This is a genomic window from Legionella maioricensis (assembly GCF_023618015.1).
Lineage (GTDB): Bacteria > Pseudomonadota > Gammaproteobacteria > Legionellales > Legionellaceae > Legionella > Legionella maioricensis.
The window spans coordinates 37,819-51,498 of the sequence record NZ_JAJKBJ010000015.1; the positions used below are offsets into that span (position 1 = coordinate 37,819).

The window sequence follows — 13,680 nt, forward strand, 5'->3', positions numbered from 1 at the left end:
GCTCGAGATGACGGGGAAGCTCCCGGAGCAGACCGCACTTCAGACGGTTAATGACGAATTGCCACGAATAAATGGTCTAAATTCAATGGATTATCGAATACTCTATACGTTCAGGCGCTGTCCTTATGCTATCAGAGCAAGAATGGCACTGGCCTATTCCAAGATTGATGTGCATCAACACGAGGTTGATCTTAAAAATAAGCCTCCGGAATTACTCAAAGCATCTGCTAAAGGTACTGTGCCAGTGTTACTGTTAGAAGATGGTCGTGTCCTTGAGCAGAGCATGGATATTATCATCTGGGCATTAACCCAATCGGATCCTGATGGCTGGTTAAGTACGGAACTGAAAGAGCAGGGCGATGATTTAATTTATTATAATGACATTAAATTTAAACCCCTTTTAGATAATTACAAATACCCCAAAAATTCTGAGAAGAATGATCCAGCCTATTACCGGGATAAAGCCAGAATTTATCTCAATCAGTTAAATTCATTGTTAAAGAGTAACCGTTACCTGTTAACTGACCACATTAGTTTTGCAGACGTCGCAATATTTCCGTTCATCAGACAATTTTATATGGTTGACACGCAATGGTTCGAGCAGAGTGAATATAAATACCTTCAAACCTGGTTGTCCTCTTTTTTAAACTCAGAACTATTTATTAAGGTCATGAAAAAAATTCCATAACTATTTTAGAACTGTATTACGTTCTGGAGATCTCTCGCTAACGCTCGAGATGACGAAGGAAGGTCAAGATGACAAAGGAAGGTCGAAACGACAAAGGGAGATCGTGATAACTCTCATCCCTGCCCGTTTATACATCCTGGCTACAGAATGATAGCATGTTACAGTATGCCATAAGCAGTCGGATTATAAGATTACGGTCGTATTTTAAATGTTTCCAATGGATTGGCGCGCTTTTGTCTGCCCTTAATTGCATCAGGATCTTTAACCGAAAGAAAGGAAGAAAAAATCCGACAGTCATGACTGATTTTAACTTCAGATGAATAAAGGGCACTTTTTTGGGTATTAATTTTTATTACCGCAATAAGATCACTGTCCTTCTCATAGATTTTTTCCATTGCCATACGACAAAAATCCTCTGCGACAGCATGAGTTGGATGAATGACTGAAAACAGTAAAATCACTGCATAATTAAGTATTTTATCCATCCGCGACTTCTTTAATTAATCCCGCTAATTTAATAATTATGAACCACATGGAGGCATTTAAGTAAAAAAGATTAAATCTTGAGGCAACTGTGGAAACGCATTTCTATGTGTGCAAATATAGAATAGCTAAATCAATCCTCAAGGAGACAACAATGAATGTTGGAGCAGTAAGGAAAATTGTAGAAGCATTTAAGGTAGAGATTGAGAAAACTGCAAATAAAGAATCACGAAAATTAAGTCAACAATTAGATGATTTATTTGATGATTTGAATGATAACGATCTGATTGACGCCCTCCTTGGTAATCAAGTTAAACGTATTATTATGCTGTTCTGGGAACAAGCAAGCCAGTGGCCGATAACTGAGGATTGGGCTACCAATGCCCCAGTTTCCGCCTGGCTTAAACTTCAAGATGATTTGCGGGAAACCAAGTGGGAAATCCAGACAGCCCATCATGGTTATTTTTATCATTGTTTGGAATGGCAGTATGACCAAAATGGTGATGGCGTACTCGCGGCCAATCAATTAATGCCTGTGCTCATAAGATGTTGCCGTATGCTTGGCTACGCTGAAAAACAAGAAGAGAACTACCCCTTTTCTCGTTTAACGTCAAAGATAGATCTAGTTGAAAACTTAAAAAAATCCTTTTTAATTGATGGGGTTAAATCCATAGTGACTTCCCTTGCGGTACTTTTCTATCTGCATTATCACCATTGTTCTCCTGCCCAATTGGCAATTTTACCGCATTTAATAAAATACCGTATCAATACAACAGATGAAGAAAGACGCTCCGAAACAGCCGTAGTTACCGCGTTAGGACATGCGCCTCAAAAAGCCCTTATTTTCTTCAAACAAATGGCCATCTATATCGAGGGTAAGGAATTTTTTACCAATCCGAGTCTGAAGAGTCTACCCAATTTAATTCCTAACTCCAAAAAAAAACTGCTTGAAGAGATTAATGACAAGCAGTGGTATTACTTAATTACTCACGCCATTCGTACTGAAGAACAGTCTCATTTAGTGGATCCCTTGATTAAAATACTTGGAGAGGATTTTGTTCAACAAAAAGATCAATCTTACCCAGCATCCTTATCATTTGCCGAAAAAGTGATTCAGCAATTCACCGATATATCACCATTGATTCAGAAAAGATTGGTTTCTGCATTGCATTATTTCTGTCTTGAGCGGTACACGGTCCTATGTAATAGCAAGGCAGCGAAAAACCCGCTTTTGTGGTTCTCTCCTGCGACAAAATCCGGTGCTGCCCTAAAATTACAACAACGAGAAAGAGGCATTTCTACTCATTTAAGTCTTGTTGAATGGGCAGCCACGCTGGAGGGGCGCTTAAATAATTTGATCACCTTGTTTGACGAATATAAAAAAGACATTGAGACTCATATAAACTAAAAACATGGTATATAACACAACAATCCCTTGTTTATAATCAGTTCATTGATAAATACCGTAGATGGCATGTGGTTTCTGTTTATGATAAGCCCAATAGCGATCACCATAGGACCAATGCCAATATTCCGTGGGATAATTAACAAAACCCACTGCGTCTAAAACCGTACTCATTATTTTTCTATTTTGCTTCGCTTCTTCAGAAATAATTTTAGCAGCAGTCAACGAAACAGAACCGTCCATATCCTCCATCCAGTCTTTTGGATGAATTCCCATGTTGATAGCGTCTCCTTGATCATCGATTAAATACACATCAATGGCCCCACCAGTGGAATGAGGAGGAATATTATGCGAACCATCCAGATTAATTAATGGTGAAACAAGCTTAATTGTTTCAGTAAACAGTTGCTCTGGCGACCAGCCAGGGTGTTGATATTTAACCTTAGCAAATCGCGTATCAAATAATGTTCTTTGCAATTCCAAACTTCTAAAGCCTTCATAGAGACAAAAGCGTAATCCCTCTGGTAATAAAGATTGAGCGCGCTTTAATTTTTCATAAACTGTGGCGCGCAGTTTAGTGTAATCTGAATTATTGGGGATTTCCGGGGAAGGTCCAAAAAGAATCTCTTGCTGATTTATTAAATCAACCATAATTTCTTTATTATCAATAGTAGGAACAGCCAACACTTCAGGATCAGCAATCAATAAAAACCCATATTGTTCAGCATGATGAGACATCATTCCTCCATAACATACGTATTTTACTCCTCGATACCATTAAATAACCAACTCACTAAACCGCAGGAAATTCGTCACTTTGTTCGGGATGACGTTCAATTAACCCCTGGAAACTTAACCTGATCAGAGAAACATTCAATCTCTTCCGTTTCAGTTGCATCGACTGTTTTTTCAGAAAAAAAGCGTGGATACTGATTAGAAGAATTATGGCTCAAAAGAATATTAACCAGTTCTCCGATCATAGTGCTCAGCTCATTGCCCCAACCCAAATCTTGTTCGAGTATTGGTATACCTTTCTCTATAGCATCCTTAGCAATTAAGAAAAAAGCTCCTAGAATATTTGGCAGAGATAAATAAAACACGTGATCTCTGTAATCTTGCAATATATCTAATAACTCTTCTGCTGTTTGTTTTGCTTTAGGGTGGTGAGTTGCAATCGATTCAATATCTTGCTGAAACTCGTCCAGAATCTTATTAACCCGATCAAGCAATTCCTGAAATGCTTCTTCATTGAGTTCATTAATTGCTTTTTCAAACTTAATAGTGGCTTTCTTATACCCATACTCGCCCCAACCCAAATTTTTTTCCAGACCTGGCATTGCTTTATTTATTTCTTTCTTAGCAACATGAACAAATTCTTTCATGGCGTCTTTATAAGAGCAATGGAAAATTTGATTTCTATAATCTTCCAACCCCCCTAATAACTCTGTTGCGGTTTGTTTTGCCTCAGGGTGGCGAGTTTCATCAACCGAGTCAATCTTTACTCTAAATTCTCCTAAAATCTTATTGACCGCATCAAGCTGAGGCTCGAATGATTTACTACGTCTGATTGCTTTTTCAACCCTAACAATGGCTTCCCTATATCCAGGAGGAAGAAGAGTTGAATAACTACCCAAAGGATCCCAATTTTTAATGGTAAAAAAAGAGTCTTCCAAGGCAATGGGCCTTTTTAGTTTATTCAATAAATCCTCCAGCTGCGATTTATCAAACGTTCTTTCTTCAACCTGATGAATTGTGGTTTGCAAATGGCTAAAACGCCTGACCAATTCTAACTTTACCTTACTAATTTTACGTTTGCCCTCTTTATAGTTGCTCATCAAAATACCTCATTGATAAAATTTACACCAAATCAAATAATATACTTATTCAATAAAAATTCTTCCAGTTTAAACACGTATAAAATTTTTGTTAAGGAGGCTTGCTGTAGAAATAAAAAAACGCAAATTAATGAATTATTCGTCACAATGGTTTATCTACTGTGATGGTACCTCTTCCCAAAGGCTTAATTTAATATTTCGTTAATAAATTATTTGTATAATTATTACCCATTAATAAATGAATTAATACTTCATGCCTCATTTCCTTAAAAATAATCCAAATTTTGTATTACTCGATGTCCAACGCGGCAAAAGATATGTGGGTGATCCCCTGGTTCGTCTTCCTCAAGCAGCGCAAAAAGGAAATTCATGTGCATTATACGCCTTTAATCCATTACGTTTTCGTTTCGGTAAGAAATATCAAGCAAACAGCAAAGAACGATATATTGAACTGATTTTTTCCGACTATCGTCGAGGGATCAATGAAATTGATGCTAACGTAACTGGCATTTACAAACTCATTTCAGAAGAAATATCCGAGTTTTTGCAAGAACCAATAACAGCAGAAGGTATAAAAAAATATTTGGTAGAGTTAGAAAACAATTTAAAAACAATTAAAAGACTCTCTACAAATACCTCAGAACTAGAAAGTCAAATTGTAAAATACCAACAACTATGTAATGACTTTCTAAGTCACAAAGAAGAATATGGGGACTTTGATGAATTCATTCTTCAACAAGAATACGTCAATTGGATAAACCTTGCCCAAAAAACCATGAAGCGTTTAAGTCCTTTTACGCACCTTCAAGCCGATGAAGTTCTGGAAAATCACATAAATACCACCCTAAAATCAGTAGTTAATTCAAAAGATGGCTATAGTGAACTATTAAATTTAACTAGGGATAACCCTCAATTTATGGCACCAATTTATCATCAAGCCATAGTGAACCTCGCCGCCTCCTGTTATGAATTAGAAGGATCAAATTGGGAGCCTACTATGCCGCTAGAAGCACTTATGGAAACACTTAGACAATGTGGCCCTCAGATTATTTACACCGAACCCTGCGTGTTATTCAATAAAACGAGTTGTCAAATAGAAACAGCTACTGAAGCTTATCAAATTTACTCAAAAAAAGAAGACGATTCAGAAGAAGCAACAAATGGGTGTCATTCCCTGCTTATTATTGGTGCTGAAATGTCCGATAAAGGCAGTTTCGTTTATCTCATAGATCCTAATCTTCCTGATCCATTAACAGGCCCCAGGCCAATATATAAAATATCTTATGATGAATTATTAAGCAAAATACTTAATATTTATGGCGTATCATTAAATGAAGATGCTGAAAAGGTTACTGGACCTTTTGCCTTTCAAGCCCCAAAGGGTCATTTTGATAAACTATATGATTTTGTTACTGGTACCTCTCTTGATACTTATCCAAAAAATGAAAACGATGAAACAGATATAGATCATAAGAGGTGCCCAAGTTTAAGCCAGGAGACCACTAAGCGTATTAAATTAGAATAATTAATTTTTATGACGTTACTGCTTCATCGTTCCACAAAACATTATTTGCTAATCCTGGTTGGAGTATGACTATAATAACTAATATCAATTAGTAGTGCTGAGCTCGTTTTCAAATTTTTGGCAATATAACTTTTGAGCTAGGATAGCTGATGACTCGTGATCTAATAGGATATGGACCTGATTCAATCATTAATGAATGGCCAAACAAAGCTAAAATCGCCATTAATTTCGTTATCAATTACGAAGAAGGTGGCGAATTAAGCCCGATAAACGGAGATCCACAGGCAGAAGTCTATGGCAGTAGTTTTCCCTTTAGTGCCAAACCCCCAGGTATACGCAATTACAGTATTGAATCGTTCTATGAGTATGGAAGTCGCGTTGGGATATGGCGTCTGTTAAGGCTTTTTGACCAGAAAAATATCTCTCTTACTTTTTTCATTACTGGCTATGCCTTAATTCTTAATCCCTTATTCTCCAGTTATTTGGCAAGCAGTAATCATGAAGTAGCGGGGCACGGTTGGCGCTGGATCGATTACTCTAAAGAGTCCAGGGCTACAGAAAAAAAGCATATTTATCGCTGCATAGAAACCCTGGAACAATTAACAGGTCAAAGACCCCTCGGCTGGTATACGGGCAGACGCAGTGAACACACGCGTGATTTGTTGATGGAAATCGGTGGTTTTATTTATGATTCTGACAGTTATGCTGATGATCTACCTTATAAAATAAATAATCACTTAATTATTCCCTATTCATTGGATACTAATGATTTTCGATTCACGACTTCGCCTGGCTTTTCAATTGCCAATAATTTTTATGATCAATTAAAAAATACTTTTGACTATCTTTATCAAGAAAACAGACCCGCCATAATGACGGTAGGCTTACACCCGCGCTTAAGTGGAAAACCAGGACTGTGCAGCGCGGTAAAGCTATTTTTGGATTATATTTTACAATTCCAGGATATTTGGATAGCCAAACGAATAGAAATAGCCCAATATTGGTTAGCAAAAAGTTAAACTTTTAATTCCTTTAATGCTTTCCCTAAGGTTTCACAATCACGCCCGTAAGGGGTCAACAATTCCACAGATTTGGATTTAGACAGCGGGGAACGATTATATTTAACAAAAGTTGCCAACGTTCCAGACGGTCCTACATCAACATACACGGGAGCGGTTAATTTATTTTCCAGATAGTTAATCGTCTCCTGAAAACGAATCATTTCACGGGCAGCAAGCCAAAAATGCTCCGGTTGCAAAGTAGCTACTTCTTTCCCGTACACACAAGAAAGAAGAGGGATTTTCGGTTGGGCTAGATGTATGTGTTGGATTCGCTCTTTAAATTGAATCTCGGCTTTATCAATATAAGATGAATGAAAAGCTTGGGCTATTGGCAGGACCTGATAAATAAGTTGCCTGGATTTTAACTCCGCTTCAATCGAAGACAAGTTTTGACTCGAACAGGAAATAACAAAATGAGAAGAAAAATTAACGGAGGCCAGCTCGCTCTGATTATAAAGATAGGGCTGAGTATGGTAGAGGCTGTGGTCAGCCAAAATCGCAATCATGTTACCACTATCACAATGCTCCAAGACACTTGCCTGATTGAGCACCATATTTAAAGCGGTTTCAAAGTCAAGGCAGCCCGCTGTAACCGCGGCAGCGAACTCTCCTAAACTGGTACCAAGAACCATATCCGGTACAATATCTAACTCACGTAACAAATGGGTAAGCCCACACTCCAGTAAGAAAATTGCTGGATGGCTGTAGGTTGTCTGGGTAAAGGGCATCCCCTTGGACGTCTTATCGGAGTATAGGTAATCAAGCAAAGACTCCTTAGCAAGTCTTTGGTAAACGCGATCGGCAGATAACATTCCTTCTCTAAACAGGCGATTTTTTTCAAACAGCTCCTTACCCATATGATAGTAATGAGAACCCTGGCCAGAATACATAAAAATAATAGGTTGCCTATTCACTGTCTCTCTTTTCCTTGAACCTTGTTGCGTTGAATACTCACTTCAGAACAGTAAAAATTAAATGCTAGAGCATTAATAAAAAGACACTACTTTTATTTTAGCATTTTCATCAGTCTGCAGTGGAGAAAATTGCAATAATACATTTCTATGCATAACCTTATAATAAACAAGAGACATGGAGCTAAATATGTTTATCGTTTTATCTCTAGTAATAGTAGCGTTAATCATCTGGTCCATTTTTATTTATAATGGCTTAATCCGGTTAAAAAATCAGGTTGATGAAGCATGGAGCGACATCAACGTACAGTTAAAACGTCGCTATGACTTGATACCTAATTTACTGGAAACTGTTAAAGGGTATAAAGAATATGAGAGCGAGACCTTCCAAAAGATCACTCAATTACGTCAACAGGCTATGACAGCCCAATCGATAGAAGATAAAGGCAAGGCAGAAACAGCTCTGACTTTGGGGTTAAGTAAATTATTTGCCGTTGCAGAAAATTATCCCGAACTAAAAGCAAATAATAGCTTCTTAGATTTACAAAAAAATCTGACCGATACCGAAAATCAGATCGAAAAAGCGCGCCGTTATTACAATGGCACAACGCGTGAATACAATATTAGAATCCAGTCAGTTCCCGATAATATTTTTGCTAATCTATTACATTTTACTAAAAGAGATTTTTTCGCCCTGGAATCAGATGTGGAAAAACAAGTACCCAAGGTCGCTTTTTAGAGACTATGACTATGCTTAAGTCCCTTTTAATTGCAGGTTTTTGGACCAGTTTTTTCTGTTCTTTTTCTTTGTGGGCAGTACCTGTAATTAATGCCTATGACAGTTTTATTACGGTGAAGCCAGACAGCACTTTAGTAGTTGAAGAAAAAATTAATATCACCACAGAAGGCAACGTGATTCAGCATGGCATCTATCGTGATTTCCCTACCAGGTATCAAACGCCCAACGGTGTAGTGACCATTCAGTTTCAAGTAAAGAGTGCTGAGTTAGATGGTTTATCCACTCCTTATGTGGTTAAAGATCTCTCCAATGGTGTACGCGTGTACCTCGGAGATAAGCAGCGTTATCTTGCTCCAGGGACTTATACTTTTTCTTTAACTTACACCGCTGTTGGAGAATTAGGCTATTTTAACGATCATGATGAATTGTACTGGAATGTAACTGGTAATGGTTGGAGTTACCCTATTCTAAAAGTGACAGCTGTGGTAACACTGCCCAATGGCGCCTTTGAACATATTACCGGATATACCGCCTATACCGGTTATCCAGGAAGTCGAGAAGGCGACTATCAAGCAACAAAAGATCCCAAAGAGCAAACTGTAACCTTTACTACTACACGTGCTTTAGCGGCCAACCAAGGATTAACTTTTGTTCTGGGTTGGAAAAAAGGATTTGTAAAAGAGCGTCCGGTTTTTATGGACCCGAATTATTTCCTGTTATTGATCCAGTTTCTGGGATTACTCCTTCTCCTGCTTTATTATTATTGGACATGGCATCAATATGGTAAAGATGGCCTCGCTCGAGTGATCATCCCCGAATATGAACCACCACCAGGATATACTCCTGCAGCATTACGTTATATTTTAAAGATGGGATATGATAAAAAAGTATTGGCCTCTGCGGTATTGAATCTGGCGGTTAAAGGTTATTTAAAAATAAATGAAACCAAACACTTATTCTCTAAAACCTATACATTGATAAAACAACCCGACTTCAATAAAACCTTGCCTTCTGAAGAACAAGTTTTGGCAACTGCTTTTTTTTCCGATGGGGATACATTGGAACTAAAACACCAAACCAAGCTGGAGGAAATGCAAGATGATTTTGCCAGCGACTTGGAAAAGAAGTATGAGGATAAATATTTTGTGAGTAATGTCCTCTATACCGTGATAGGGATGAGCATTAGTTTAGTGATCTTCGCTTTAATGGCCCTATTGAATCATAACTTATGGGTATGTTTTTGGATGCTCCCATTCTTATTGGTTATTCCCTTATTCATAGGCCCCTTGGATAGTTATTCGCTTTGGAGAAGAATCAAAATTATCCTCAGATTGCTGATTTATCTTGGTGTATTCATTGGGGCGGCTGCGCTAATTAGCGAACCGGTGTTTGGAACAAAAACCTGGATTTATTGCTCGCTGTTTTTAATGATTATTCTTACCAATCTTATCTTTGCCTACTTATTGAAACGCCCGACCTCCATAGGACAAAGGGTCATTGAGCATACCAAAGGATTTAAGCTTTTTTTGAATGCCACAGAAAAAGACCGATTAAATTTCCACAACCCACCAGACCGCACCCCTGAACTGTTTGAACAGTACTTGCCTTATGCTCTTGCCTTGGGTGTGGAACAAAAGTGGGCAGAACAATTTTCTACCATTCTGGCAAAAACGAATTATCAACCTAAATGGTACATAGGCGCAGGAGTCCCCTTCTTTAATTCAACGGATTTTACCTCATCAATCAGTAACTCCCTGTCAAATGCCATTAGTTCTTCTACTACAGCTCCTGGTAGCAGCTCTGGATTTGGCAGTGGGGGTGGTTCCGGAGGTGGCGGAGGAGGTGGTGGCGGTGGAGGCTGGTAGTTGTGTAAACTATAGAAATGTTGAGACGAGGGTCAACGGAATGAAATATGATGACTTTAACTTCTATTACTTCTAACTCCAAGTGGCTGTCCTGTATGGCATTTTTGGCATTGCTTGCCATCGCCATTCATCTTTTTATGCGTCTATTAAATATTCCATTAGCCGATATTCCCTTAATGATTCCCATAGTCATCGGTGGGATACCGTTATTCTTACAGATTTTATTTAAATTATTTAAAGGCAATTTAGGGGCAGATACATTAGCAGCCCTTTCATTGCTAACCGGTGTTATTTTGCATCAATATCTGGCAGTTACATTAATCGTCCTGATGCTAGCTAGTGGCCAAACATTAGAATACTACGCCCGACGTAAAGCATCGTCTGTTTTACTCGCCTTGGCAGCACGAATGCCTTCCATTGTTCATCGAAAAGTAGAGACGCATATCGAAGATATCCCGCTAGAAAACATTCATCTGGAGGATGAGCTGGTCATTTACCCTCATGAGACCTGTCCCGTCGATGGCATTGTTTTTGAAGGGCACGGCTCCATGGATGAATCCTATTTGACTGGTGAACCGTATCAAATATCTAAGGCCCCGGGTGCGGCCGTCTTGTCTGGAGCGATTAATGGAGAATCTTTATTAGTTATAAAAACAACCAGGCTTCCCTCTGATTCGCGTTATGCAGCTATTGTCAAAGTATTGGAAGAAGCAGAACAAAAACGACCTTCAATAAGACGTTTAGGAGATCAGGTTGGAGCAATTTTTGCGCCCATTGCCCTCATCTTTGCGTGTGCCGCCTGGTATTTTACTGGGGATGCCCTGCGCTTTCTTTCTGTGCTGGTTATTGCAACGCCCTGCCCACTATTAATAGCTATTCCGATTACTTTAATCAGTGCCATTTCAAGAGCAGCAAAGCAGGCGATTATTATCAAAGATCCAACTGTTCTTGAACGATTACCCACCTGTGAAACAGCCATTTTTGATAAAACCGGTACGCTTACTTATGGTAAACCTGCCCTGACAGAAATTATAACTGCTCCAAATTATCAGACAGAAAGTATATTACAATATGTGGCCAGCCTGGAGCGATATTCAAAGCATCCCCTTTCAAGTGCTGTTTTAAATGCCGCAAAAAAACAAAATATCATCTTGCTCGAATCATCCAATGTATCTGAAAAACCAGGGCAAGGATTACATGGCATCATCAACAAACATTCCATTTACATTACCAGTCGAAAAAAATTATTAGAAACCAGCCCTCAATATGCCAGTTTACTCCCCCCCGTATCCCCTGGACTTGAATGTATTGTCTTATTGGATAACGAATATGCGGCCTCCTTACACTTTCATGATGCACCACGTGCAGAAAGTAAATCGTTTATCAGCCATTTAAGGCCATCTCATCAATTTAAAAAAATTATGCTCGTCTCAGGTGATCGCGAATCAGAGGTTAACTATTTGGGAAGTTTATTAAATTTAACAGAAATTCATGCTTCTCAAAGTCCGGAACAAAAACTGGCTATTGTTCGTCAGGAGCGATTAAAAGCACCAACCGTCTTCATGGGCGATGGGATCAATGATGCCCCTGCATTGACTGCAGCAACAGTGGGCATTGCTTTTGGACAATACAGTACCGTAACGGCTGAGGCAGCAGGGGCAGTCATCATGGAAAACACCTTGAACAAAGTCGATGAATTAATTCATTTGAGTTTAAATACGCGAAAGATTGCATTACAGAGTGCTATTGGAGGAATGGTGCTCAGTATTATCGGTATGGGATTTGCCGCAGTCGGGCTAATAAACCCGGTGGCAGGTGCAATACTTCAAGAATTCATTGATATTCTTGCTATTGCTAATGCGTTGAGATTGGCCTGGGGAACAAAAATTAAAATTGATTTGCCCGATTATTAAATGAAACAGGTTAATTTAATTTCATTACCTAGTTGTAATTTAGTAGAAGTTCCAAAAGGTATTGGCATATTATTACGTCCATGGCCTATTCCCTTTATTTGCACCACAGGAACAGTACAGCGTTCGGCAAAACGACTTAACACCGGATGAATCAATGAAGAATTGTCTGGTTCCTTACCTTCAAGAAAATCTCCTAATAAAATTGCAGCAGCATGTTGCAAAATATTGGCCTGAAATAAATGCTCCAACAGGCGATCAACACGATAGCCCCGTTCTCCTATGTCTTCTAATAAAATAATTTTATCGCGTGCATCAATAGACCAGCGTGTACCTATTCCTGCTTGAATTATTGATAAATTCCCTCCTGTCAGAGTGGAATTAATAATTCGGTTTGTTTGCGCATATTGGTTAAGGGGCATTAATCCAGGAAATTCAATGTGTTTTACCGCTCCAAACACGAGCGATTTTAAAGAAGCGATGGATTCTGGAGAAAATCGATCGGGTGCAGCAGCCCCATGGATTATTGGCCATCCCCATTGTTGCTGCAAATAAAGTTGCAAGGCGGTAATGTCACTCATGCCTACCAATATTTTTGGTGAAACCGGCTTATCAATCTGCGTTAATTTTGGAATCAAACGCATGGAACCATAGCCGCCCCTTGCACAAAAAATTGCTTTTGATTCTGCGTTTTGTAATGCATGCGCCAAATGCTTAAAACGTGCCTCATCGGTATTAGCACATAATAAGTCCGAACCAAAAATATCCTGTTTGACGATACAGTTTAATTGCCATGATTCGAGTAATTCCTTCATTTCACTGAGCTGTTGATCGGAACAACGTGAAGCTGGGGCAATAATTTCAACTGTATCACCGCATTTTAATACAGGCATTTTTTCCATTTGTTTGTTAACTCCAATAGTCACATTTAGTCGTGATTTCAAGCACTATTCCGTTATCTCGTGCCTACCACGTCATCTCGAGCCTACCACGTCATCTCGAGCCACCCGCCGTCTCAAGCCCACCACGTCATCTCAAACCTACCACGTCATCTCGAGCGGTAGCGAGAGATCTCCTCGAACTGGCACCGTACCAACATCAGAAGATCCTTCACTGCGTTCAGGATGACGTTCCCCGGTGTTACTATGTTAATCTCGAGCCACCCGCCGTCTCAAGCCTACCACGTCATCTCGAGCCTACCACGTCATCTCGAGCGGTAGCGAGAGATCTCCTCGAACTGGCCCGTACCAACATCAGA

Annotated in this window: 12 protein-coding genes; 7 read left to right on the forward strand and 5 right to left on the reverse strand. The window is 39.1% G+C overall.

What is annotated here, in order from left to right; genetic code table 11:
* Positions 1 to 7 precede the first annotated feature (7 nt).
* Positions 8 to 688 carry a glutathione S-transferase gene (locus LOX96_RS12145; protein ID WP_250423335.1) on the forward strand — a complete coding sequence of 227 codons (681 nt, stop codon included), beginning with the start codon at positions 8 to 10 and terminating at the stop codon, positions 686 to 688.
* 191 nt (positions 689 to 879) lie between these two features.
* On the opposite strand, the gene LOX96_RS12150 is transcribed toward LOX96_RS12145, so the two are convergent.
* Positions 880 to 1,173 carry a hypothetical protein gene (locus tag LOX96_RS12150; RefSeq protein WP_250423337.1) on the reverse strand — a complete coding sequence of 98 codons (294 nt, stop codon included), beginning with the start codon at positions 1,171 to 1,173 and terminating at the stop codon, positions 880 to 882.
* Positions 1,174 to 1,325: 152 nt separating this feature from the next.
* Here LOX96_RS12150 and LOX96_RS12155 point away from each other — a divergent pair, with 152 nt between their 5' ends.
* Positions 1,326 to 2,579 (forward strand): hypothetical protein, encoded by a 1,254-nt coding sequence (locus LOX96_RS12155; RefSeq protein WP_250423340.1) that lies wholly within the window; start codon positions 1,326 to 1,328, stop codon positions 2,577 to 2,579.
* Between the two features lie 42 nt (positions 2,580 to 2,621).
* On the opposite strand, the gene LOX96_RS12160 is transcribed toward LOX96_RS12155, so the two are convergent.
* The gene (locus LOX96_RS12160) at positions 2,622 to 3,314 is read right to left on the reverse strand and encodes a M15 family metallopeptidase (protein WP_250423341.1); all 693 of its coding nucleotides are present in this window, start codon (positions 3,312 to 3,314) and stop codon (positions 2,622 to 2,624) included.
* 95 nt (positions 3,315 to 3,409) lie between these two features.
* Positions 3,410 to 4,411 (reverse strand): hypothetical protein, encoded by a 1,002-nt coding sequence (locus LOX96_RS12165; protein ID WP_250423343.1) that lies wholly within the window; start codon positions 4,409 to 4,411, stop codon positions 3,410 to 3,412.
* A gap of 253 nt (positions 4,412 to 4,664) precedes the next feature.
* Here LOX96_RS12165 and LOX96_RS12170 point away from each other — a divergent pair, with 253 nt between their 5' ends.
* Complete coding sequence (locus tag LOX96_RS12170) at positions 4,665 to 5,936, forward strand: hypothetical protein (protein WP_250423344.1); 1,272 nt, start codon at positions 4,665 to 4,667, stop codon at positions 5,934 to 5,936.
* Between the two features lie 149 nt (positions 5,937 to 6,085).
* Positions 6,086 to 6,955 carry a polysaccharide deacetylase family protein gene (locus tag LOX96_RS12175; RefSeq protein ID WP_250423346.1) on the forward strand — a complete coding sequence of 290 codons (870 nt, stop codon included), beginning with the start codon at positions 6,086 to 6,088 and terminating at the stop codon, positions 6,953 to 6,955.
* On the opposite strand, the gene LOX96_RS12180 is transcribed toward LOX96_RS12175, so the two are convergent.
* The gene (locus LOX96_RS12180; protein WP_250423348.1) at positions 6,952 to 7,911 is read right to left on the reverse strand and encodes an acyltransferase domain-containing protein; all 960 of its coding nucleotides are present in this window, start codon (positions 7,909 to 7,911) and stop codon (positions 6,952 to 6,954) included. The genes LOX96_RS12175 and LOX96_RS12180 overlap by 4 nt on opposite strands.
* 187 nt (positions 7,912 to 8,098) lie before the next feature.
* On the opposite strand from LOX96_RS12180, the gene LOX96_RS12185 reads away from it, so the two are divergent.
* The 3 genes from LOX96_RS12185 to LOX96_RS12195 are packed head-to-tail and all read left to right on the forward strand — an operon-like array spanning position 8,099 to position 12,425.
* Positions 8,099 to 8,647 (forward strand): LemA family protein, encoded by a 549-nt coding sequence (locus LOX96_RS12185; protein ID WP_250423360.1) that lies wholly within the window; start codon positions 8,099 to 8,101, stop codon positions 8,645 to 8,647.
* Positions 8,648 to 8,652: 5 nt separating this feature from the next.
* Positions 8,653 to 10,512: a DUF2207 domain-containing protein gene (locus LOX96_RS12190; protein ID WP_250423364.1), complete on the forward strand. Its 1,860-nt coding sequence runs from the start codon at positions 8,653 to 8,655 to the stop codon at positions 10,510 to 10,512.
* 50 nt (positions 10,513 to 10,562) lie between these two features.
* Positions 10,563 to 12,425, forward strand: a complete 1,863-nt coding sequence (locus tag LOX96_RS12195) for a heavy metal translocating P-type ATPase (RefSeq protein WP_250423374.1) — start codon at positions 10,563 to 10,565, stop codon at positions 12,423 to 12,425.
* Here the strand turns inward: LOX96_RS12195 and LOX96_RS12200 are convergent.
* Positions 12,422 to 13,366: a S66 peptidase family protein gene (locus LOX96_RS12200; RefSeq protein ID WP_250423372.1), complete on the reverse strand. Its 945-nt coding sequence runs from the start codon at positions 13,364 to 13,366 to the stop codon at positions 12,422 to 12,424. The two genes, LOX96_RS12195 and LOX96_RS12200, sit on opposite strands and share 4 nt — an antisense overlap.
* Between the last annotated feature and the right edge of the window lie 314 nt (positions 13,367 to 13,680).